General features: G+C 72.6%; 21 protein-coding genes. 4 read left to right on the top strand and 17 right to left on the bottom strand.

Annotation, left to right across the window (positions count from 1 at the left end; all coding sequences use genetic code 11):
• The first annotated feature begins 11 nt into the window (after positions 1–11).
• Positions 12–410, top strand: coding sequence for a hypothetical protein (locus LDL48_RS09325; RefSeq protein WP_225254620.1), 399 nt, complete (start codon positions 12–14; stop codon positions 408–410).
• Between the two features lie 277 nt (positions 411–687).
• Here the strand turns inward: LDL48_RS09325 and LDL48_RS09330 are convergent, their stop codons facing one another.
• Both LDL48_RS09330 and LDL48_RS09335 read right to left on the bottom strand, forming a co-directional pair.
• Positions 688–1,413 carry an SDR family NAD(P)-dependent oxidoreductase gene (locus LDL48_RS09330; protein WP_225254621.1) on the bottom strand — a complete coding sequence of 242 codons (726 nt, stop codon included), beginning with the start codon at positions 1,411–1,413 and terminating at the stop codon, positions 688–690.
• Positions 1,414–1,534: 121 nt separating this feature from the next.
• Positions 1,535–2,923: an MFS transporter gene (locus LDL48_RS09335; protein ID WP_225254622.1), complete on the bottom strand. Its 1,389-nt coding sequence runs from the start codon at positions 2,921–2,923 to the stop codon at positions 1,535–1,537.
• 297 nt (positions 2,924–3,220) lie between these two features.
• Between LDL48_RS09335 and LDL48_RS09340 the strand changes: the two genes are divergently transcribed.
• Entirely contained in the window at positions 3,221–4,522 is a 1,302-nt protein-coding gene (locus LDL48_RS09340) for a TrkH family potassium uptake protein (protein WP_225254818.1), read from the top strand.
• Positions 4,515–5,189 (top strand): potassium channel family protein, encoded by a 675-nt coding sequence (locus LDL48_RS09345; RefSeq protein ID WP_225254623.1) that lies wholly within the window; start codon positions 4,515–4,517, stop codon positions 5,187–5,189. Before LDL48_RS09340 ends, LDL48_RS09345 begins: the two co-directional genes overlap by 8 nt.
• Positions 5,190–5,191: 2 nt before the next feature.
• Here LDL48_RS09345 and LDL48_RS09350 read toward each other — a convergent pair whose 3' ends face one another.
• The 12 genes from LDL48_RS09350 to LDL48_RS09405 all read right to left on the bottom strand — a co-directional run bounded on the left by LDL48_RS09350 (position 5,192) and on the right by LDL48_RS09405 (position 17,204).
• Positions 5,192–7,057 carry a protein kinase domain-containing protein gene (locus LDL48_RS09350; RefSeq protein ID WP_225254624.1) on the bottom strand — a complete coding sequence of 622 codons (1,866 nt, stop codon included), beginning with the start codon at positions 7,055–7,057 and terminating at the stop codon, positions 5,192–5,194.
• Between the two features lie 102 nt (positions 7,058–7,159).
• The gene (locus tag LDL48_RS09355; protein ID WP_225254625.1) at positions 7,160–8,674 is read right to left on the bottom strand and encodes a fused MFS/spermidine synthase; all 1,515 of its coding nucleotides are present in this window, start codon (positions 8,672–8,674) and stop codon (positions 7,160–7,162) included.
• 28 nt (positions 8,675–8,702) lie between these two features.
• Positions 8,703–9,719, bottom strand: a complete 1,017-nt coding sequence (locus LDL48_RS09360) for a coiled-coil domain-containing protein (protein WP_225254626.1) — start codon at positions 9,717–9,719, stop codon at positions 8,703–8,705.
• Between the two features lie 66 nt (positions 9,720–9,785).
• Positions 9,786–10,556 (bottom strand): SDR family NAD(P)-dependent oxidoreductase, encoded by a 771-nt coding sequence (locus LDL48_RS09365; protein WP_225254627.1) that lies wholly within the window; start codon positions 10,554–10,556, stop codon positions 9,786–9,788.
• Positions 10,557–10,566: 10 nt separating this feature from the next.
• Positions 10,567–11,361, bottom strand: a complete 795-nt coding sequence (locus tag LDL48_RS09370; RefSeq protein ID WP_225254628.1) for an inositol monophosphatase family protein — start codon at positions 11,359–11,361, stop codon at positions 10,567–10,569.
• Complete coding sequence (locus tag LDL48_RS09375) at positions 11,354–11,809, bottom strand: response regulator (protein WP_225254629.1); 456 nt, start codon at positions 11,807–11,809, stop codon at positions 11,354–11,356. Before LDL48_RS09375 ends, LDL48_RS09370 begins: the two co-directional genes overlap by 8 nt.
• The gene (locus LDL48_RS09380) at positions 11,806–13,383 is read right to left on the bottom strand and encodes a sensor histidine kinase (RefSeq protein ID WP_443667670.1); all 1,578 of its coding nucleotides are present in this window, start codon (positions 13,381–13,383) and stop codon (positions 11,806–11,808) included. Before LDL48_RS09380 ends, LDL48_RS09375 begins: the two co-directional genes overlap by 4 nt.
• A gap of 5 nt (positions 13,384–13,388) precedes the next feature.
• Positions 13,389–14,591 carry a PP2C family protein-serine/threonine phosphatase gene (locus LDL48_RS09385; RefSeq protein ID WP_225254631.1) on the bottom strand — a complete coding sequence of 401 codons (1,203 nt, stop codon included), beginning with the start codon at positions 14,589–14,591 and terminating at the stop codon, positions 13,389–13,391.
• A 105-nt stretch (positions 14,592–14,696) separates the two neighbouring features.
• Entirely contained in the window at positions 14,697–15,053 is a 357-nt protein-coding gene (locus LDL48_RS09390) for a hypothetical protein (RefSeq protein WP_225254632.1), read from the bottom strand.
• The gene (locus LDL48_RS09395) at positions 15,050–16,150 is read right to left on the bottom strand and encodes an acyltransferase family protein (protein ID WP_225254633.1); all 1,101 of its coding nucleotides are present in this window, start codon (positions 16,148–16,150) and stop codon (positions 15,050–15,052) included. Before LDL48_RS09395 ends, LDL48_RS09390 begins: the two co-directional genes overlap by 4 nt.
• A complete protein-coding gene (locus LDL48_RS09400) occupies positions 16,151–16,702 on the bottom strand; it encodes a hypothetical protein (RefSeq protein ID WP_225254634.1) in 552 nt (183 codons plus the stop codon). It abuts the gene before it with no gap.
• Positions 16,695–17,204, bottom strand: coding sequence for an RNA polymerase sigma factor (locus LDL48_RS09405; RefSeq protein ID WP_225254635.1), 510 nt, complete (start codon positions 17,202–17,204; stop codon positions 16,695–16,697). The genes LDL48_RS09400 and LDL48_RS09405 overlap by 8 nt, the downstream gene beginning before the upstream one ends.
• 99 nt (positions 17,205–17,303) lie before the next feature.
• Here LDL48_RS09405 and LDL48_RS09410 point away from each other — a divergent pair, with 99 nt between their 5' ends.
• The gene (locus LDL48_RS09410; protein WP_225254636.1) at positions 17,304–19,670 is read left to right on the top strand and encodes a M28 family peptidase; all 2,367 of its coding nucleotides are present in this window, start codon (positions 17,304–17,306) and stop codon (positions 19,668–19,670) included.
• 17 nt (positions 19,671–19,687) lie between these two features.
• On the opposite strand, the gene LDL48_RS09415 is transcribed toward LDL48_RS09410, so the two are convergent.
• The 3 genes from LDL48_RS09415 to LDL48_RS09425 form a co-directional block, all read right to left on the bottom strand.
• Positions 19,688–20,908, bottom strand: coding sequence for a monooxygenase (locus tag LDL48_RS09415; protein ID WP_225254637.1), 1,221 nt, complete (start codon positions 20,906–20,908; stop codon positions 19,688–19,690).
• Positions 20,909–21,045: 137 nt separating this feature from the next.
• The gene (locus LDL48_RS09420) at positions 21,046–21,330 is read right to left on the bottom strand and encodes a Smr/MutS family protein (protein ID WP_225254638.1); all 285 of its coding nucleotides are present in this window, start codon (positions 21,328–21,330) and stop codon (positions 21,046–21,048) included.
• A 16-nt stretch (positions 21,331–21,346) separates the two neighbouring features.
• Positions 21,347–21,733, bottom strand: a complete 387-nt coding sequence (locus LDL48_RS09425; RefSeq protein WP_225254639.1) for a tetratricopeptide repeat protein — start codon at positions 21,731–21,733, stop codon at positions 21,347–21,349.
• Positions 21,734–21,819 lie beyond the last annotated feature (86 nt).

The raw sequence follows: 21,819 nt of genomic DNA on the forward strand, positions 1-21,819 counted from the left end.
TCGTGAGCGGCATGAGCCAGACGATCGCCGAGAAACTGCAGATCAAGCCGCACACCACGGTCTGGGTGTCGGACCCCGCGCACACGGCACTGCTGACGCCGATGCCGGACGGGGTCCGCGAGACCGACAAGCTGGTCACCGCGAGCACCGCGGTGATCTTCGTGGAGGACGCCGCCTCGGCGCGCCGGATCCTCGCCGAGCACGCGGCCGACCTGCACGCGCCGGGCGTGCTCTGGGTGGCCTACCCGAAGGGGAACCGGAGCGACGTCAACCGGGACAGCCTGTGGCCCGTCGTGGCGGAGTTCGGCATGCGGCCGAACGGTCAGGTCGCGATCGACGACCGGTGGTCGGCGCTGCGGTTCCGCGCGAACCGGGAGGGCGAGGAGCCATTCACCGGCGCCGGCCGATAGACGCGAGGCCGCGCGGGCAGGCAGGCAGACCGAGGTGCGTGCGAGGACACGGCACGTTGATCAGAGCGGGCCGGGAAGGCTGGAAGGGCGACCGGCATTTGGGCCTGAAGCACCGCACGGTGACCGACGCGGGCCGGAAAGGTCGCAAGGAGACCGACACGGGCCGAGGAGGCTGCGGGGAGACCGACACCGGCCGGAGAGGCCGCAAGGAGACCGACACCGGCCGGAGAGGCCGCAAGGAGACCGACACCGGCCGGAAAAGCCGGCCCGGCGAGCGTCAGCGGCCCAGCACCGAACCGCCGTTGACGTTGATGATCTGCCCGGTGACGAAGCTGCCGCCCGGGCCGACCAGCCAGCGCACCGCCTCGGCGATGTCGTCCGGCACCCCCGCGCGCCCTACCAAGGTGGCCGCGACCCGCTGCCGGTGTCCCTCCTCGGTCATCCGCCCGGCGAAGAACTCGCTGTCGGTCACGTATCCGGGCGCGATCACGTTGGCCGTGATGCCCTCCGCGCCCAGCCGCGCGGCCAGGTCCAGGCCGTAGCCGTGCAGGGCGGCCTTCGCGGCGGAGTACGGGCCACCGCCGCCCCGCTGAGCGGCGATCGAACTGGTCAGGATGATCTTGCTGCCCGGGCGGCGGAGCAGCGGGTACAGGGCCTCGGTGAGCAGCACGGCGGTGAGTACGTTGGAGTCGAAGGCGGCGTGCCAGCGCGCGGCCAGGCCGGCCGGGGTGCTGTCGTCCCCGCCGACGAACGCGCCCGCGTTGTTGACCAGCACGTCGACCGCGCGGCCGGCGACCGCGTCCGCCACGGCGCCGACCTGGTCCGGGTCGGCCAGGTCGGCGGTGACCGCGAACGCCTGCGGGCCGATCCACTTCACCGCGTCCGCGAGCACCTCGGCCCGGCGGCCCACGATGATCACGTCGTAGCCCTCGCCGGCGAGCATCCCGGCTGTCGCCCGGCCGATGCCGGTTCCGCCCCCACTGACCACCGCTAGCCTCGCCATGACTGCGACCTTAGGCGACGCGGTCCGGTCACGTCGGATCCGGGCGGAGATCGCGGAGACCGCCCAGACCTGCCGGCGCGCGGCCGCATGCCGGGCGACCGCCCGCCGACCGGGGACCCGGCTACCGCTGTGCTGCCGGGTCCCGGAACTCGTCCGACGCAGCAGCCAGCGAACGCCAGGCGCCGACGGCCACCAGCCCCATCGCCGCGGCCGCCGTCCAGAACGTGGCCACGATGCCGTACGCCTGCGCGATCAGGCCGCCCAGCAGCGATCCGAGCGCCGCGCCGCCAAGGTCCATGAGTGCGTACGCGCCGGTCACCCGGCCGAACAGGGCCGACGGCACGGCGCGCTGGCGGATCGTGGTGATCACGACGCCCCAGACCACGGTGTGTATGCCGAAGACGACGATCATCGCCCCGGCGACCAGGGGTGCCGTCGTCGCCGCCAGGGTGGCGTGCAGCGCGACCTCGACAAGCAGTCCGATCCGCAGCAGGGTGCTCGCCCCGGCCCGGCGGAGCAGCCACGGCGCGGTGACCGTGCCGGCCAGGCCGCCCAGGGCGAACGCGGTGAGCAGCACGCCGTATCCGACGCCGGACAGGCCGAGTCGCTCCCGGCTGTACAGCACGAAGATCGCGAACGCGGCGCAGAAGACGAGGTTGCCGAACGCCATCGTCAGGGCGAGCGTGCGCAGCAGCCGGTGCGCCCACAGCCAGCGCACACCTTCGGCGATGTCCGTCCACAGCGACCGCCGTGCCGCGGCGACCGGCCCGTCCACCGAACCAGCGCCCGCCGGACCAGCCACCGCCCCAGCGGCAACCGGCCCGTCCACCGAACCAGCACCCGGCCCAGCGTCCACCGGCCGAGCCACCGGACCAGCCACCGGACCAGCCACCGAACCAGCGCCCGCCGGACCAGCGCCCACCGGCCGCCGCACCGACCGGATTCCGGCGATCAGCGCCGCGGAAGCCAGGAACGACGCGGCGTTGAGCCCGAACGGCAACGCCGCACCCATCACGAACAGCCAGGCCCCCAACGGCTTGGCGGCGAACTGGTTCGCCACCGTGAACGTCCCGGTCAGCAGCGAGTTCGCGGCCGGCAACCGCTCGACCGGCACGATCGCCGGCACGAACGAGGCCGACGCCGTGTCCACCAGGGTCTCGCCGACGCCCAGCAGGAACGACACGGCATAGATCAGGGGTACCGACGCCTCGCCGGTGGCCACCGCCACGGTCAGCACCGCCATGATCGTGGCGCGGCAGACGTTGACCGTGACGACCAGGCGCCGGCGGTCGACCCGGTCCGCCCACGCCCCGCTGATCAGGGCGAACAGCAGCCAGGGCAGTTGGGTGGCGAACGCCGCGCCGGCCACGGCGGCCGGGTCGGTGGTGAGCGACGCGACCAGCAGTGGACCGGCCACCATGGTCACGCCGTCGCCAAGGTTGGAGACCGCGGACGCGGTCCACAGTTTGGTGAAGTCCGCGCCGAGGCGCGCGGAAGTCAGGGCACGCAAAAGGAACTCCTCAAGCCTGGGAAGAAACGGTCGGACCGACCGCCCCGGGCGAGGAAGCGCTAACCGCGCAGTTACGCGGCGGGTCCTCGCGTCGAGGCGAAGACCGTCACCATGCCGAGGTGCATCACATCCCCCTTCTGAGGAGTGGATCAGGTCACGGTATCCGGTTCGCACGACGGTGGGTACCGCGGGATCGGCGGGCAATTGTCGCCGCCAGGTGGTATGACCATGGTCGACACGAGCGGACGGAGGTACCGGGTGCGCAAGCGCTCCCCGTGGCGGTATCCCGCCCGGATCGTGCCGATCGCGTTTCTCGGTGCGGTGGCCGTCGGCACCGCGCTGATGATGCTGCCCGCGGCGCGCGCCGACCCGGGGCACGCGCCGTTCGTGACCGCCCTGTTCACCGCCACCTCGGCGGTCTGCGTGACCGGCCTCGCGGTGGTCGACACCCCGACGTACTGGTCGACGTTCGGCCACGTGCTGATCACCGTGCTGTCGCAGATCGGCGGCTTCGGCATCATGACGCTGGCGACGCTGCTGGGCCTGCTGGTCTCGCGCCGGCTGGGGCTGCGCAGCCGGCTGATGGCGCAGACCGAGAGCAACGGGCTGTTCGACGGCAACGTGGGCGGCGTGCTGATCCGGGTCGCCCTGGTCATGCTCGTCACCGAGGGCGCCATCAGCGTGGTGCTCACGCTGCGGTTCTGGCTCGGGTACGACTACTCGTTCGGCCGCGCCGTCTGGGAGGCGGTCTTCCACGCGGTGCAGGCGTTCAACAACGTCGGCTTCGCGCTGTACCCGGACAGCCTGGTGCGCTTCGTCGGCGACTGGTGGATCTGCATGCCGCTGGCGCTGGGCGTGTTCACCGGGGCGATCGGCTTTCCGGTGCTGTTCGAGCTGGCCCGGGAGTGGCGCAAGCCGGGCTGCTGGTCCACCCACACCCGGCTCACCGTGTGGGGCACCGTGCTGCTCAGCTCGCTCGGCTTCCTGATCTTCCTGTCCTTCGAGTGGTCCAACCCGAACACGCTCGGCCCGCTCGGCACGCCCACCAAGGTGCTGGCCGCGTTCACCCAGGACATCATGACCCGGTCGGGCGGCTTCAACAGCATCGATCTGGGCAGCATGAACGCCGAGACGGTCGCGGTGACGAACGCGATGATGTTCATCGGCGGCGGCAGTGCCAGCACCGCGGGCGGCATCCGGGTGACCACGTTCCTGCTGCTGGCGTTCGTGATCTGGGCCGAGGTCCGGGGTGAGCCGGACGTGGTGATCAGCAAGCGGCGGATCGCCGAGGAGACGCAGCGGCAGGCGGTCACCGTGGCCCTGCTCGGCGTGGCGCTGGTCGCGTCCGGCACCCTGGGGCTGATCGCGCTGACCGACGACGTGCCGTTCGACCGGGCGCTGTTCGAGGTCACCTCCGCGTTCGCCACCACCGGTCTGAGCACCGGCATCACGCCGACACTGCCGCCGTCCGGGCAGATCCTGCTGACCGTCTTGATGTATGTCGGCCGGGTCGGCACGATCGCGGTGGGCACCGCGATCGCGCTGAACACCCGTCGCCGGTTGTACCGCTATCCCGAGGAGCGACCACTCGTTGGCTGACAAGGACAAGTACGCACGCGACGACAACGTCGTGGTGATCGGCCTGGGCCGGTTCGGCGGCGCGGTGGCGGAATCCCTGATGAACCTGGGCCACGAGGTGCTCGGCGTCGACGCCGACGCGCGCATCGTGCAGGACTGGGGCGACCGGCTCACCCACGTGGTGGAGGCGGACGCCACGGACACCGACACGCTGCGCCAGCTCGGCGTGCACGAGTTCGGCCGGGCCGTGGTGGGCATCGGGACGAACCTGGAGACCAGCGTGCTGACCGTCCTGACGCTGAACGAGATCGGCGTGCCGGAGATCTGGGCCAAGGCGACCAGCACCAAGCACGGGAAGATCCTGTCCCGGGTCGGCGCCCGCCACGTGATCTATCCGGAGTCGGAGATGGGCGAGCGGGTGGCGCATCTGATCACCGGCCGGATGCTGGACTACATCGAGTTCGACGACGGCTTCGCCATCGCCAAGGTGCGCGCGCCGAAGGACGCGGTGGGGCGGTCGCTGTCCGACATCGGCCTGCGCAGCAAGTGGGGGGTCACGGTGGTGGGCACCAAGCTGCCGGGTGAGGACTTCACGTACGCCCGTCCGGAGACGGTGGTGCCGGAGGGGTCGATCCTGATCGTGGCCGGCGACACCGCCAAGGTGGAGCACTTCGCCGCGAGCACCTAGGTTCAGACCGCGACGGAGAACCCGCCCGCCCGGCGGGGCTCCAGCTCCGACGGCTTCTCCAGCGGCCGCGCCGGCGGTGCGGTCGGCGGACGGGACGGCGCCGGGGTCGGCCGGACGGTCGGCGCTGCCGGGGCCGGCGGTGGCGAGGCGGGCGACTTGCGGACGGACGTCGTACCCCGTCGGGGTTTGGCTTTGGGCGGGCGGCGGCGGTCCGCCTGGGTCTCCGCCACCGGCACCGTGGCGGCGCCGAGGATCTCCGCCTCGCAGGGATGGCCGTCCAGGCGGAACGCGATCGGGAGCGGATTGCGGCTGCGGTACGCCCCGCGCAGCGTCATCGTCACGGACCGTCCGGCGGCCAGGTCACCGCTCCCCCGCACCACGATCCGGCGGCCCTTCTGGGTCACCGCGTCGGCCGGGCGGGTGAGGCGCTGGGTGCCCGGGTAGGCGAACTCCATCCGCCAGTCCTCCACCGCCTGCCCACCGGTGTTGACCAGGGTGAGCCGCGCCTCGAAGTCACTTCCGGTGTCCCGTTCCACCTGGTAGCGGACCTTGCAGGCGGCGCGGTGCAGGACCCCGGAGGCGGCGCCGGTTCCGGCCGCGGCGGCCTGGGCGGGACCGACCTCGGCGGGTTCCCGGTTGGACACCCAGGTCGCACCGACCACGGCGAGCAGGGTGCCGGTGAGCGCGACCGCCTGCACCCGGTGCCGGCCGGCGACCAGGGCCTCTCCGGCCCGGCCGCCGGTGAGCAGGTCGCGGGGGACGCGCCCGCCGACGAACAGGCCGCCGCCGAGCGGTTGCACGCCGCCCAGCCTTAGCGCGGCGGCCACCCGCAGCCCGAGGCGCAGGCGCATGGCCCGCCCGGGCACCGACGCGCTCAGCCGGCGCAGGACCCCGGCCGCCCGGTGCGACGCCAGGTCCCGCCCGGCCGCCCGGTCCGCCGGGAACCACGACGCCAGCCGCCCGCCCGGCGGCCGGTGCGCCGGCAGCAGCGAGGCCGGGGCGCGCACGGGTGCGTCGGCGATGATCGCCGGCAGGCCCACCACGGCGGCCAGCCGGTGCGCCACGTCCGCCGCGGCCGGCCGGTCGCCGGGGTCCTTGGCCAGGCAGCTCAGGCAGAGGTCGGCCACCCCGGCCGGCATCCCGGGCAGGGCCGGCACCGGTTCCGGGTCGGCGTACAGGTGGGCGCGCAGCGCCTCGGTGGTGTTCTCGGCCGGCCACGGCAGCCGGCCGGTGAGCGTGCGGTAGAGCAGCAGGCCCAGCGCGTACACGTCGGTGGCCGGCGACACCGGGCGGCCGCCGAGACGTTCCGGCGCCAGGTACGCGGGCGTGCCGAGCAGGCTGCCGTCCGGGGCGGCGTCACGCTGCCCGACCAGGGCCGAGATGCCGAAGTCGACCACCTTGGCACCGGCACTGGTGAGCATCACGTTGGCCGGTGTGACGTCGCGGTGCACGACGCCGCGGGCGTGCGCGGTGGCCAGCGCGGACGCCACCTCGGCGACCATGGTGACCGCGTCCCGCCAGGGCAGCGGCCCGTCGCGGTTCACCCGGGCGGCGACGGACTCGCCCTCGTTCAGTTCCATCACCACGTACGGCACGGTGAGCCGCTCGGACAGCGGGGATTCGCCGAAGTCGAAGATCCCGGTGATGTGCGGGTGGCACAGCCGGGCCGCGGCCAGCGCCTCCTGGCGGAGCCGGTCCCGGAACGTGTGGTCGCGGGCGAGTTGCGGGGTGAGCACCTTGACGGCGACCGCACGGCCGAGGATCTCGTCGTAGCCGCGCCAGACCACCGACATGCCGCCGGTGCCGAGCTTCTCGACGAGGCGGTAGCGGTCACCGATGCGCTGCGCGCTTCGCCACATCCGCCCCATAAGCCGATTGTGAGGGGAACTCTCGTCGCCGGGATGCCGCACCGGAAAACCCGTCCGGGCGGCGGCGGCGTTATGCGGCGCGGTGTGCCCGGACGGCCGGTTTCAGCCCTGCAGCAGCTGGTCCACCGGGGCGTAGTCGTCGGTCAGCACCCGGGCCCCGTCGATGAACCGGGTGAGGTCGGCACCGCTCAGCAGCGTCACCGGCTCGTCCACCAGGTCGAGGCGCTGGCGGATCTGGTCCAGCCGCAGCGGCGACCGGGACGCCACGATGACGAAGTTGGAGCCGGTCTCACCGGCCAGCGCGGCCGGCGGCGCCACCAGCGCGACGTGCGGGAACACGTCGGCCACGGTGGCCAGCTCGGCCCGGATGAACCGGTTCGGCGGGTAGTCGATGACGTTCTGCGCGTAGATGCCGTCGGCGCGCAGCACCCGGGAGATGTCCGCGGCCATCTCCCGGGTGGCCAGGTGCCACGGGACCACCAGGTGACCGAACGCGTCGCCGATTACCAGGTCGTACCCGCCGGTGGGCTCCTCGGCCACGTGGACCCGGGCGTCGCCGACCCGGACGCGCAGGTCCGGACCGGTACGCAGGCCGAGCAGTTCCCGGTCCAGCTCGACCAGTTCGCCGTCCAGCTCCAGCACCACCTGGTCACTGCCGGCCCGGGTGGTCCGCACGTACGTGGGCACCGTGAACCCGCCGCCGCCGATGTGCAGCGCGTCGATCGGGGTGCCGGGCAGCCGCACCATGTCGGTGATCGCGCCGAGCCACTGCGTGTACGCGAACTCCAGGTGCGTCGGGTCGTTCAGGTCGACGTACGAGTGCCGCGCCGAGTTCAGGATCAGCAACCGTCCGCCGGGCGCGTCGCGGTCGTTCGTGACCTGGGCGCAGTGGTACGCGGTCTCCACGTCGCACGGTGTCGGCGCCACCGCGCCCAGGCCGGCACCGGCCAGCCCCACGGTGGCCAGCACCGCCCGGGTGCGCGCCCGGCCGGGCAGGCTCGCCGCCGGGTCCTGCCGCCGCAGCCACCAGCCCAGTCCGAACCCGGCGACGGCCAGCACCGCGGCCAGCGTCAGCAGGATCCAGCTGCTCGGCATGGCGGCGACCACGACGAAGCCGGTGCCGAGCGTGGCGGTGATCGCGCCGAGCGTGCCGACGCTGGACAGCCGGCCCACCACCTGACCGGTCCGGCGCAGGTCACCGAGCTGCAGCTTGACCACCAGCGGACTGATCGCGGAGAGCAGGAACGCGGGCAGGAACACCGCCATCGCGGCGAGCAGCAGGACCGCGGGCGCGGCACCGCCGCGGAGCACCTCCCCGCCCCAGCGGACCAGCGGCAAGGTGACCGCGGTGCCGATCGCGGCGAGGATCAGCGCCGGAGCGAGCAGCAGGCGCGGGTCGAACCGGTCGGCGAGCCGGCCGCCGAGCCAGGTGCCGTACGCGATGGCGCCCAGCGCGATGCCGATCACCGAACTGCTCACCTGCAGCGTCACGCCGACGTACGGACCGACCAGGCGCAGCGCCACGATCTCGAGGACCAGGACGGCACCGCTGGCGAAGAAGACCAGGGCGGTGGCGAGCTTGTTCGGCAGGGCACGCGGGGGTTCGGTGGTGTCCATCGCCGGAAGAGTACCTATCCGGGTCCGGTCAGATGACGGACAGGTGCACGTGGTTCGTGTGGGTGGCGTTCGGGCCGCCGGACCCGCTGTACGAGGTCCAGCCGTTGCTCGGATGCCAGATCTGCCGGTACCAGATCACGTACAGCACGCCGAGCCGGTCGGCGTTCTTCACGTAGTACGCCGCCAGGTTGTTGCCGTACGTGCGGTCGCCGCCGGAGGCGTTGACGTTCTCGAAGCCGCCGGGTGCGGCGGAGTGGTCGCAGGCACGTCCCTTGGGATGTTCGCCGGAGGACCGCTGGCTGAAACAGGACGTGTACCGCTTGAAGCCGGCCGCGCGGGCCTGCTGGTAGGCGTGCAGCAGCCGCGGCGTGATGCAGCCGGACGTGGTCGGGTCGTTCACCGTGCAGGATTCCTTGGGCCAGGAGCCGTCGGAGTTGCGGGGCGCCCGCTTGGCCAGCGGTGAGTTGGCGTTGACGTAGCCGCCCGCGACCTGGCCGCCGCCGACGCTGGCCAGCGCCAGTTCGGCCTCCCTCTTCTTCTTGGCCAGCACGGTGACCTGCTTCTGCTGCTCCTTGACCTCCCGGTCGAGCGCGGTCTTGGCGCGGGTCTGGGTGTCCAGGGCCTGGCGGTAACGCACCAGCGTGCGGCCGTCGAGCTGGGCCATCATGTCCAGGTTCTGCGCGCGGTCCAGGAAGACGTCCGGGGTGCTGGCGTTCAGCAGCATCGACATGGCGTTGTACCGGCCCAGGCGGTAGGACCGGTTGGCGACCTCGGCGACCCGGACCTGCATCTGCTTCACGTCCAGCTGCGCGGCGACCAGCGCGGTCCGCAGCTTCTTCTGGCGCTTCCTGGAGTTCTCCAGGCGGTTCTTCGCCTCGATGTGGCCGCGGGCCGCGGACTCCAGGGCAGCGCGCAGCGTCTTGCTGCCGCCCTCCGGGTCGTCCGGCTCGGCCCCGGCCGGGGTTCCGGGCGCCACCGCCAACGCGGAAGCCGCAACGAGCAGAGCGACGGCAGCCGTCAGCCGTCTGAGAAGCGTCGCCGCCACGATCGACCTCCCAAGTCGTGAAGCGGTGGCGACTCTACCCGGCGGGCGCACCTGGATACAGCACGCTCAGGTCGCCGAATATCCACCGTCGACGAAGAGTGTTTGCCCGGTAACCGCAGCGCTCGCCGGGCCGGCCAGGAAAACGACACAACCGGCAAAATCCTCCGGTACGCCGTTCCGTCCGATCATCGTGCGGGCGGCGTGCCCCGCCGCCTTCTGAGGATCGGCGAAGACCGCCTCGGTCAGCGGCGTGTGCACCACCCCGGGCGCGACCGCGTTGCAGCACACGCCGCTCCGCGACCACGCCTCGGCCTGCGATCGGGTCAACGCCACCAGGCCCGCCTTGGACACGCCGTACGCGCCACTGTTGCCGTAGGCACGGAACGCCTGCTGCGAGACGACATTGATGATGCGCCCCCAGCCGCGCTCCGCCATCGCCGCGCCGAACGCCTGCCCGAGCAGGAACGGGGCGGTGAGGTTCGCGGCCAGGGTGACGTCCCAGTCGTCGTCGGTGAGCTGGTCCAGCGGCGGGCGCCGGTTCACCGCGGCCGCGTTGACCAGGACGTCCGGGGCGCCGTACCGGGAGATGCTGTCGATCGCGGCCGCGACACCGGCCCGGTCGGCGAGGTCCGCGGTGACCGCCGCCGCCTCCGCGCCGTGCCCGGCGAGTTCCGCCACCGTCTCCGCCAGCGGCCCGGCCCGCCGGGCCACCAGCACGACCCGCGCGCCGGCCCGCCCCAGCGCGACCGCCATGGCACGGCCGATCCCGGAACTGCCTCCGGTCACCACCGCGAGGCGCCCGCCCAACCCGAAAAGCCCATCAAGGTACGCCGACATGCGCACGAATCTAGGGGAACAGCGTCTCGTTCACGGTGTGCCACACGTCCGGATTGGACGCCACAAGAAGGCCACGTTCGCGGTCGGTGGGGCGGTACTCGCTGCCGTCCAGGTGCAGCACCGTGCCGCCGGCCTCGCGCAGGATCAGCGTGCCCGGCAGGTGGTCCCACGGCAGAATCCGCCAGAACAGTGCGAACTGCTGCTCGTCGGTGGCGACCGCGGGGTATTCGTACCCGGCGCAGTGGTGTCCCGCGCTGACGCCGGCGAACCGCGGATAGTTCGGCGCGGACCGCTCCCGCAGCTCGGCCGGGAGATATTTGTGCGCGACCACGCCGCGCAGCGCGGCCGGGCCGGGGTCGTCGGTCCGGGTCTTCACCCGGACCCCGTCGATGTACGCGCCGCTGCCGGCCTCGGCGACGGTCATCCGCTCGTCGACCACGTCCAGGATCCACGAGGCGGCCGGTTCGCCGTCCCGCAGCAGCGCCACCATCACCGCGAACGGGGTCTTGCCGGCGGCGAAGTTGTTGGTCCCGTCGACCGGGTCCACGATCCACACCGCGCCGCGGTCACCGACCCGCTGCAGCACCTCGGGGTCGGCGGCCACGGCCTCCTCGCCGACCACCTGTGAGCCGGGCAGCAGGGCGGTCAGGCCACGGGTCAGCGCGCGTTCGGACTCCTGGTCGGCGATGGTGACCATGTCACCCGGGGACTTCTGCTCCACCTCGTCGTCCCGCAACCGCCGGAAGCGCGGCAGCACGATGGTGGCCGCCACCTCCCGGATCAGATCGGCTACCTGGTCAAGCACGGGGCGGCAGTTTCACGACGCTGACGAAGAACTCGTCGATCTGCCGGATCACCGCGATGAAGCGCTCGAAATCCACCGGCTTGGTGACGTACGCGTTGGCGTGCAGCTGGTAGCTGCGCAGGATGTCCTCGTCGGCCGCCGACGTGGTGAGCACCACCACCGGGATGCGGCCCAGGTCCTCGTCCTGCTTGATCTCCTCGAGCACCTCCCGGCCGTCGCGCCGCGGCAGGTTGAGGTCGAGCAGGATCAGGTCGGGGCGGACCGAGTCCGCGTACCGGCCCTCGCGACGCAGGTACGCCAGCGCCTCGGCACCGTCGGACACCACGTTCAGGCGGTTGCGTACCTTGTGCTCCTCGAACGCCTCCTGGGTCATGAGCACGTCGCCCGGGTCGTCCTCGATCAGCAGCACCTCGATCGGCGTGCCGTCCTGGCGTGTCGCTCCGGTCACGTGGTGACCTCCTTCAGGGGTTCCTTCGCCGGGATGCCGGCCAGCAGCGGGAGGGTGAAGTAGATCGACGTGCCCTCGTCGACGTCCAGGTCCAGCCAGATCCGGCCGCCATGGTATTCGACGATCTTCTTGACGATCGCCAGGCCGATGCCGGTGCCCTCGTACGCGTCCCGGGCGTGCAGCCGCTGGAAGATGACGAACACCTTGTCCGCGAACTCCGACTCGATGCCGATGCCGTTGTCCCGGACGTTGATCTGCCACTCCTCGCCGACCTGCCCCGCGCTGATCCGGATCCGCGGCGGCACGCCGGGCCGGCGGAACTTGAGCGAGTTGCCGATCAGGTTGACGAACAGCGTGGTGAGCAGCGGCTCCTCGCCCTCCACGGTGGGCAGGTCGGACCAGACGATCTCGGCGTCGTCGCCGGCCCGCGGTTCCAGCTGGCTCTTCACCTCGGACAGCACCCGGTCCAGGTCGACGTCGGTGAAGCCGCTGGTGAGCCGGCCGATCCGGGAGAACGCCAGCAGGTCGTTGATGAGCCGCTGCATGCGCTGCGCACCGTCGACCGCGAAGGCGATGTACTGGTCGGCGCGCTCGTCCATCTGGCCGGCGTACCGGCGCTGCAGCAGCTGGCAGAAGCTGGCCACCTTGCGCAGCGGCTCCTGCAGGTCGTGCGAGGCGACGTAGGCGAACTGTTCCAGGTCGCGGTTCGACCGGACCAGTTCCTCGGCCTGCGTCTTGAGCTGGTCGTTGACCCACTCGACCTGGGCCCGGGCCGCGCGCACCTCGCTCAGCTCCGCGGCGATCTGTTTACGCATCCCGTCCACGTCCTCGGCCAGGCGCGCCAGCTCGGGCGACCCCTCGCTGGCGATCCGCCGGTCGTACGCGCCGCCGGCCACCTCGCGGACCTGCTCGGCCAGTTCCAGCACCGGGCGGCTGACCATCCGGTCCAGCAGCAGCATCAGCGCCGCACCGGCCAGCACCACGATGGCGGCCGCCGCGATCTCGATGGCGACCAGCGTGCCGGCGGTGCTCTCGGCGACCCGCGCGGACCTGGTGCGGATCACCATGATCTCGTCCTGCAGGTGGTTGATGGCGGCCCGGACCCCGTTGAACTCGGTGGTGCTGGCCGCCTCGATCAGCGACCGGCCGGCCTCCGGGCCCCGGGTGCGGACCGCGGCCTGCACCGGTTCGGCGACGGCCGCCCGCCACCGGTCGGCGCGCACCCGGACGTCCGCCAGGGCCGCCCGGATGTCCCGGTCACCGGCACCGAGCAGGTCCTCGATCTCGCGCAGGTAGCGGTCCTCGGCCGCCCGCCCGGACCGGTACGGCTGGAGGTTCGCCTCCCGTCCGCTGATCGCGAACCCGCGGATGCCGGTCTCCTGGTCCACCATCGCGGTGTTCAGGCTCTCCCCGGCGGCCCGCATCGGCCCGGTCTTGTAGAGGATGGTGTCCAGGTGCTCGTTGCTCTCCGCCGCGGTGAACGCCGCGAACACGCCCAGCATGGTGAGCAGCACACCGACCGTGGCGCAGAGCGCCGCGACCCGCCGGCGCAGCGTCCAGGTGCGCAGGCTCAGCGGGTTCACCGGCCGCCGCCGCGGGCGATCAGCAGCATCGCGACGTCGTCCGCGAGCGGGCCGCCGTTGCCCTGCTCGGCGCGGCCGACCAGCCAGGCCGGCAGCCCGTCCAGCGGCATGCCGCGGCCCTCCGGTTCGTCGAGCAGCCCGCACAGGCCGTCCACGTCGAGGCGTTCTTTGCCCACACCGGTGTGGCCCTCGATCAGCCCGTCGGTGTACATCAGCAGGGACCAGTCATCGGCCGGGAACTCCACGTCGGTGGCGGGGGTGGGGGTGGGTCGTACGCCGAGCACGATGCCGGTGCGCGCGTTGACCGGGGCGGCGCGGCCCTGAGCCAGCACGACCGGCGGCGGATGGCCGGCGAGCCGGACGGTGGCCCGGTCGGCCGCCAGGTCCAGCACCACGAACGCCACGGTGGCGAACACCTCGCGGGCCCGGCGTTCGGTCATCAGCACCTGTTCGAGCGCGGGCAGGATGCGGTCGTCCGGCACGCCGGCCAGCACCAGGGCACGCCAGGCGACCCGGAGTTCGACGCCGAGCGCGGCCTCGTCCACGCTGTGCCCGCAGACGTCGCCCACGATGACGTGCAGCCGGTCCTCGCCGACCTGGACGACGTCGAAGAAGTCGCCGCCGAGCAGGCCGAGCGCCCGGCCGGGCCGGTAGAACGTGTGCACCGCGACCCGGGTGGTGTCCATCAGCGGCTGGGGCAGCAGACCGCGTTCCAGGCGGGCCGACTCGTCCTGGCGCAGTTCCACCTCGCGCAGCCGGCGGGCGTTCTCGTCGGATCGCTTGCGCTCCACCGCGTACCGCAGGGCCCGGACCAGGAGCACGCCGTCCACCTGGCCCTTGACCAGGTAGTCCTGGGCCCCTTCGGCCACCGCGGCGACGCCCAGGTGCTCGTCGGAGCGTCCGGTCAGCACGCAGACCGCGGCGCTGCCGGCCATGGCCAGCAACCGGCGCAGCCCGTCGATGCCCTCGGCGTCCGGCAGCCCGAGATCGAGCAGCACGCACTGGACGCCGGTCATGCTGGTGGCGGCCTCCCGCATGCTGGTGGCGATGGTCAGCTCGAACGGCGCCTCGGCCTCGCTCAGCAGTTCGCGTACCAGAAAGGCGTCGCCCTCGTCGTCCTCGACCAGCAGGACGCGCAGGCGCTCGGGCGCCGCGCCGGCCCCCGGGTACGTCCGGGGCGCGACCGACCGTTCAGTCATGCCGATACCCCACTCGACTGTTCCGGGCGTGACCCGCTGATCGTGTACCAACCCGCGCGGGCGCACAACACCGACCACCCGTCCGGCGATCATGTGGAGCGAACCTCATGTTCCCGGACCCGGGACGTCGTCGCCGTGTGCGTCCGCGATCCGCCGCGCGTGCTGGGCGATCACCTGGCCGAGGATGCCGTGCAGCCGCCCGCAGTCCTGGCAGTGCAGGTTCTCGTCGAGCCGGTGGCCACCGCAGTTGGTGCACCTCCCGCGGTCGTCCGGGTCGTGGTAGGCGACCAGCGCACGGCACATCGCCCGGACGACGTGATCACTCATCGGGTACACGCCCTCACCGAGCGCGGTGCGGACTCCGACCACGGCCACCGGGGCGGCGTCCGGCGCGGGGTCGTACTGTCCGACCCGGGCGATGAACTCCGCCACCACGGCGGCTGGATCGAGCGGCACGGTCACGCGTCAACGCTATGCCACCGGCCGGACCGCGCTGCCGGGTACCCGGCGCTCAGCATCATGGTGTGCAGTCGGCGGCCCAGGGGCCGCTCGACGTAGTGGTGCACCAGCCAGGCCAGGCCGAGCATCAGCACGGTGGTGGCCGCGACGGCCTGCCACACCGGGATCGGGGTGTGCCGGTACGCCGCCCGGATGATCGTGTGACCGATCTGCGCGTGCAGCAGATACAACGGGTACGTCAGCGCGCCGGCCGCCGTCAGCCGGCGCCAGCTGATCCGGTCGGTGCGGCCGAGCGCCACCATCAGCAGCACCAGATAGCACAGCGTGATGATCACCAGGCCCGGCCAGCCCGGGACCGGGAACCCCGCGTTGACCTCGGCCATCCGGTCCTCGACCCGGGACAGGCAGACCAGCCAGGCGAAACCGGTGATGCCGCAGAGCAGCGGGGTGGGACCGAACCGGTGGATCAGGTAGAGCGCGATGCCCCCGATGAAGTACGGCGCGTAGTCACTGATCGTCAGCGCCTCGAGGATCGGGCTCTGCAGCGAGGGCACCAGCACCGCCACCGTCATCCATCCGGCGCACAGCAGCACGGCCCGCCGGTACGTCAGCCCCCGGATCAGCACCACGGCCATGATCAGGTAGAACTTCAGCTCCACCAGGAGGGTCCAGTACACGCCGTCGACCGCCGGGTGGCCGAGCGGCTGCTGCAGCATGGTCCAGTTGATCATGATGTCGACGACGGTCGGCCGCTCCGGGTCGCCCACCCCGCCGGTGAGCGGGAACGCGAGTGCCACGGCGCCGGTGAGCAGGACCGCCGCCCAGTACGCCGGGTACAGCCGGCTCACCCGGGACGCGAAGAACTGCCCGAGCGTCCGGCCCCAGCTGCTCCGGCAGATCACGAATCCGCTGATCAGGAAGAACAGCTCCACGCCGAGGAAGCCGTAGACCGTGACGTGCACGGTCCGCGGCAGGAAGTACTCCGGCAGCCGGACCCCGTCGATCCGCCACGCGACCGTGTAGTGGTAGGCCAGGACGGCGAGGGCCGCGACGAGGCGGAGGCCGTCCAGCACCGCCAGCCGGGACCGGGACGGTTCCACTCAGATCCCGGTGAGCTTGATCGCGTACACGTCGGCCTGGGCCGTCATGTCGAACCGGACGCTCACCACGCCCGACCTGGTCAGGGCGAACTCGTAGTCACGGACCACGCCGTCGTCCGAGCAGGCCACGGTGTCCTGGTGCTGGACCGCGCCCAGGTACACGATCTTCAGGGGCAGCGGCGCCGACCCGAGGCAGCCCACGCTGAGCCGGTAGCGGCCCTGCGCGACGTCGGCGAACACCGGTTCCGCGTTGCTCGCCACCAGGTTCACGTGGGTCGCGCCGGGCACCAGGCTGCCGGCGACCGACACGGACTGGTTGATCGACTCGCTCGGCGACGCGGCCGGCACCTGGTCCCGATCGGGTCCACGTTGCGTGCCGGCGAACGTCGCGCCCGCGGCCAGGATCAAGGCCGCGGCCGTCCCCGTCACCATCGACGTGGCGACCCGGCGCCGGCGGACCGTCTGGTGCGCGGCCACGGCGCCGGGCGCCTGCACCTGCGGGATCGCCCGGCCGCGCAGGTCCGCGAAGAGCGGGGTGAACTCGTCAGGCACGGGGAACCTCCGGGTGGTCCGGACGCAGCTGGGCGGCGAGGCCGGTACGGCCCCGGTGCAACCACGACTTGACGGTGCCGACCGCGACGTTCTCCCGGTCGGCGATCTCGGCGATGCTCAGGTCGCCCAGGTAGTGCAGCACCATCGCGCGGCGCTGGGTGGCCGGCAGCGTGGCCAGCGCGTCCACCAGCGCCACCCGGTCCGTGTTCGGCCCGTCGACCTGCGGCTCCTGGCGGCGTTGCCGGCGCAGGAACGACATCGCGGTCCGCGAGCGCCGCCAGCGGCTGACCGCGAGGTTCCACGCCACCCGGCGCACCCAGGCCACCGGGTCGTCGTACCGCGACACCGAGGACCAGCGGCGCAGCGCCCGGCAGAACGCCTCCTGCACGACGTCCTGGGCCTCCTGCAGGTCGCCGAAGTACGCGTACAGCTGCACCGTCAGGTCGGCGTACTGGGCGGCGTAGACCTCGTCGAAGCTCGTGGGGGAATCGGCCGCCGGCATCGTCGGCCCCCTTCCCCTCCGTGCGCTCTCCGTGGTGCTCGTCATGCGCACTACACGTCGTACCGGCAAGGAAGGTTGCACACACGATTGAATGAGGCCATGCCTACCGCGGCCGACAGCGCCCTCGTCCGTCCCCGGCGCCGCCTGGTGGCCGCGCTGGCCGCCACCGTGCTGCTGGCGCTCGCCGGAGCGGCGGCCCTGGCCGCGGTGCGCCCGCCGGCCGCACGCGACGCCGGCGCGCCGGCCGGCGAGTTCAGCGCGGCCCGCGCGTTCGAACAGGTCCGCACGATCGCCACCGAGCCGCACGTGGCGGGCAGCGCGGCCAACGACCGGGTACGCGACCATCTGCGTACCGTGCTGCGCGGTCTCGGTCTCGACCCGCAGGTGCAGGACACCGTCTCGGTCCAGGGGGCCGACCTGTCCGCCAGCGCCGGCGGCGTCGGGCTGGCCCGGGTACGCAACGTGGTCGCCCGGATTCCCGGCAGCGCGCCCACCGGCCGGGTGTTCCTGGTGGCCCACTACGACTCGGCGCAGACCGGGCCGGGCGCCAACGACGACGCGGCCGGCACCTCGGCCCTGCTGGAGACGGCCCGCGCGCTCAGCACCGGGCCCCGGCCACGCAACGACGTGGTGCTGGTGTTCACCGACGCCGAGGAGGCCTGCCTGTGCGGCGCCAAGGCGTTCGTCGACCAGCACCCGCTGGCCCGGGGCGGCGGCGTGGTGCTCAACGTGGAGGCGCGCGGCAGCCGCGGGCCGGCGATCATGTTCGAGACGTCGCGCGACAACGCCGGGCTGGTCGGTACGTACGCGGACGTGCCCGCCCCGGTCGGCACCTCGTTCGCCGTCGAGGTGTACCGGCTGCTGCCCAACGACACCGACTTCACGCCGTTCCGGGAGGCCGGTTTCGCGGGACTGAACACGGCGTACATCGACGGGTCCGCGGTCTATCACGCGCCCACCGACGTGCCGTCCGCCATGGACACCGACAGCCTGCAGCACCACGGCGACAATCTGCTGTCGCTGACCCGGTCGTTCGGTGGCCGCGACCTGGCGACGGTGGACGCCGGCGGGGACGCCACCTACTTCCCGGTGCCCGGCCTGCTGGTGCACTACCCGGGCGCGCTGACCTGGCCGCTGGCCGGCCTGGCGGTGCTGGCCGTGCTGGTGCTGGCCGGCCTGGTCCGGCGCCGCGGGATGGCCGGCGCCGGGCGGCTGGCCGGCGGCTTCCTGCTCGCCCTGGTACCGATGGTCGCCGCGCCGGTGCTCGCCCAGGTGCTGTGGTGGCTGCTCGGCCGGATCCGGCCCGGCTACGGGCAACTGCCCATCGATCCGTACCGCCCGCTCTGGTTCCGGCTGGCCGTGGTGGCCCTGACCGCGGCCGTGGTGTTCGCCTGGTACGCCCTGCTCCGCCGCCGGATCACCCCGGTGGCGCTGGCCGTGGGCGGCCTGGGCTGGCTGGCCGTGCTCGCCCTGGCGCTGGCCGCGTTCGCGCCGGGCGGCTCCTACCTGGCCGCGCTGCCGGCACTGGCCGGCGCGCTCGCCGGGCTCGCCGCGATCGCGGGGCGCGGCGGCTGGGGCGCGGTCCTCGCGGTCACCGCGGGCGGCGCCGTGGCCCTGCTGGTCCTGGCGCCCACCGTGGTCATGCTGTTCCCGGCGCTCGGGCTGAATCTGGCCGGAGCCGGCGCGTTCCTCACCGTGCTGCTCGGGCTCGCCCTGCTGCCGGTGATCGACCTGTGGCATCCGGCGGCCGGCGGCCGGCGCGGCCTGGCGGTGCTACGGGCCCGCCGGGCCGGTGCGCTGCCCACCCTGGTCGCGGCGCTGGCCGTGGTCGGGTGCGCCGCGACCGGCCTGGCCGTGGACCGGTTCGACGCGGCCCATCCGTCGCTCACCCACCTGATGTACGCGCTGGACGCCGACACCGGCCGGGCGCAGTGGCTGAGCGGGGAACGCACGCTGCACCGGTGGACCGCGCAGTACGTCGGCGGCGCGCCGGGCCGGGTCACCGACGTCCTGCCGGCGTTCGGCGACGAGAAGGTGCGCACCCGGGCCGCGGAGCCGGCGGCGACGCTCCCCGCGCCGACCGTGACCGTGCTGAGCGACACCCGGTCGGGCGCCAGCCGCACGGTGCGCGTGCGGCTGGCGCCCCAGCGCCCGGTCCGGCTGGTCGCGTTGCACGTGGGCGCGGACACCCCGGTCACCGCGGCCACCGTGGGCGGGCGACCGGTGCCCACCGACCGGACCGCGGGCGGGCCGTGGGGGTTCGGCTTCGTCTTCCATGCGCCGCCGCCGGCCGGCGTCGAGGCGGTGCTCACGGTGCGGGCCGCCGGGCCGGTCCGGCTGCGGGCGATGGACGGCAGCGACGGCCTGGGCGCCCTCCCCGGTTTCCGGCCCCGCCCGGCCGACGTGGGCGTCCTCGGCTCACACACCTCCGAGCTGGTGGCGGTGGCCCGGACGTACCCGGTCTAGAGGGCCGCGGCGCTTCGTCAGGACTTGCGGGGGGAGACGAAGATGATGTTCGTGCACATCTCGTCGCTGGTGCCGTCGCCCCACACCACGTAGCGGGGCGGCAGCTTCTTCAGCTGGGGCAGTTGTTTGCGCAGCCCCGCGTCGTGCGTACACGTCGCCCGCAGCGTGTCCCCCGGACCGATGTCCACCGGCGACGGCAGCTTGATCAGCCGCTGGGCGTCGAAGTCGAACTTCGGTACGTCCAGCAGGACCCTGGCCTTCGGCGTACCCGGGTTGAGTTCGAGCTTGATGGACCGCCCGAGATAGTGCATGTGGCTGTAACCGCCGTACAGCGTCGCCGGCTCCTCCACCTCCTCGTCGCAGGTCTGGGTGTTACCGGGCTTCGGCTTGCCGCCCGGGGTGCACTCCTCCACCTGACGGTCCGCCATGGTGCCGACGTCCTCCCCGAACCGCTTCGTCACGTCCGCGATCGAGGCCGCCCGGTCGCAGAGCGGTCCCGACTCGTCGGCGGTGCAGGGCAGCTCGGTCGGTGCGTCGAGCGTCCACGTTTCGAGTGCCCGGGTCTTGGGCGTGCCGTCCTTCAGCCGCAGCCGCACCGCCGAGCGGTCCGGCTCGGCCGGCTTGCCGTCGAGCGCGAGCAGGTTGTAGTGGGTCTGCAGGATGAGCAGGCTGCCCGGCCCCACCTTGTGGCCGACGTCCTGGTCGAACAGGTCCTCCGGGCCGCCCGGGAACCAGGAGTTCACCCACGTCGCGGTCTCCTGTTCCCACTCGTAGCCGGGGACGCCGGTCCCGCCGAAACACTGCCAGCCGACACCGGGGGTCTTCGCGTCGTGCTCGCGCGCCGCGGCAGCGCCCTTCGCCGGCACCGCGTACACGTTGGCGTGGTGCGCGATGGCGACGTTCGACGGTGTGAACAGGGTCCCGGTCAGGAACTGCGTCTTGGTCAGGCCCGGATCGATGATCTGGCACCGGTACTCGTCCGAGCCGCCACCCTCCGGGGGTGCGGGCGCGTAGGCCTCGGGCACCTTCAGGTCGACGAACCGCTCGCCGGCGCGCAGCGGCTGCTGTGGAGCCGGCGCCGCGCCCGCGTGCGCGCTGTGCGAGCCGGGCGCAGCGGGCGCCGGACTCTTGTCGGCATCTGATCCGCAGGCGGCGACGGCAGTGAACGCCGTCGCCAGCGCCATGGTGGCCGCTCCGAACTTCCACGCCGGTCCGGACGGCCTTGCGTTGACTGCCATCGATAGCCTCCTGCATACGGGTTACGTCGCTTGTCCGATGCATATGCCTATCGAGCGAATCTGAGACGACCGTTAAAACAGCACTCAGGCCGGTTGGTCGAACCGCCTGCCGTCAATCACCGACCGCGCAACAGCGACTAGCGCCGGCGCCGGCCGCGGTCCTGGCCGGAGGCGAACCGGAAGTGGATGAAGAGCCGGCCCCAGTTGTCGCCGTCCTTCTCCACCCGGTGGTAGAGCTGCTTGATCTCCTTCTGGTCCAGGAAGCGCAGCACCTTCTTCTTCAGCTGCCCGCTGCCCTTGCCCGGGATGATCTCGACGAGCGTGGCCTTCTTCTCGATCGCCTCGTCGATGATGCCGCGCAGCGCCTTGTCGATCTCGGTGCCCTTGTTGAAGATGTCGTGCAGGTCCAGCTTCAGCTTCACCGCGCGATCCTATGCGTCACTGCGCCCCGCCCGCGTCGGCGCCGGACTTTCCCAGCCAGGCCTCGGCCCGGCGGACCGCCTCGGCGTAGTCGTCGTCCCGCTTCATCGCCGCGGCCAGCCGCAGGTGCGGCAACGCCTCCCGGAACCGGCCGCCGCGCTCCAGCGTGCGGCCGAGCACGTGATGCGCGTAGTGGTCGGACGGGTCGCGCTCGATCAGCGCCCGTAACTGCGCCTCGGCACCGGCCAGCTGCGCCGAGTTGAAGTACGCCCGGGCCAGCAACTGCCGGACCGCGGTGTTGTCCGGTTCGGCCTCGACAATCGGTTCGAGCAGCCGGGCGGCGCCCAGCGGATCGCCCGACTCGAAGAACATGGTCGCTCTGCGGTAATCCCCGAGAAGATCCACGAACACGCTCCCCACGCTCGCGTCGCCGACAAGGTTCCACGCTGGCACAACATCGACCGATCGGCGAGTGTTCCGTCTCCCCAGCT

It is taken from the genome of Jidongwangia harbinensis (assembly GCF_020216025.1).
Taxonomy (GTDB): domain Bacteria; phylum Actinomycetota; class Actinomycetes; order Mycobacteriales; family Micromonosporaceae; genus Actinoplanes; species Actinoplanes harbinensis.

Excerpts from the sequence above, each read along its gene's own strand:
- LDL48_RS09325 (WP_225254620.1), top strand. The coding sequence starts at position 12 with ATGAGCCAGACGATCGCCGAGAAACTGCAGATCAAGCCGCACACCACG.
- LDL48_RS09330 (WP_225254621.1), bottom strand. The coding sequence starts at position 1,413 with ATGGCGAGGCTAGCGGTGGTCAGTGGGGGCGGAACCGGCATCGGCCGG.
- LDL48_RS09350 (WP_225254624.1), bottom strand. The coding sequence starts at position 7,057 with ATGGGGCGGATGTGGCGAAGCGCGCAGCGCATCGGTGACCGCTACCGC.
- LDL48_RS09355 (WP_225254625.1), bottom strand. The coding sequence starts at position 8,674 with ATGGACACCACCGAACCCCCGCGTGCCCTGCCGAACAAGCTCGCCACC.
- LDL48_RS09365 (WP_225254627.1), bottom strand. The coding sequence starts at position 10,556 with ATGTCGGCGTACCTTGATGGGCTTTTCGGGTTGGGCGGGCGCCTCGCG.
- LDL48_RS09385 (WP_225254631.1), bottom strand. The coding sequence starts at position 14,591 with ATGACTGAACGGTCGGTCGCGCCCCGGACGTACCCGGGGGCCGGCGCG.
- LDL48_RS09405 (WP_225254635.1), bottom strand. The coding sequence starts at position 17,204 with ATGCCGGCGGCCGATTCCCCCACGAGCTTCGACGAGGTCTACGCCGCC.
- LDL48_RS09410 (WP_225254636.1), top strand. The coding sequence starts at position 17,304 with ATGCCTACCGCGGCCGACAGCGCCCTCGTCCGTCCCCGGCGCCGCCTG.
- LDL48_RS09415 (WP_225254637.1), bottom strand. The coding sequence starts at position 20,908 with ATGGCAGTCAACGCAAGGCCGTCCGGACCGGCGTGGAAGTTCGGAGCG.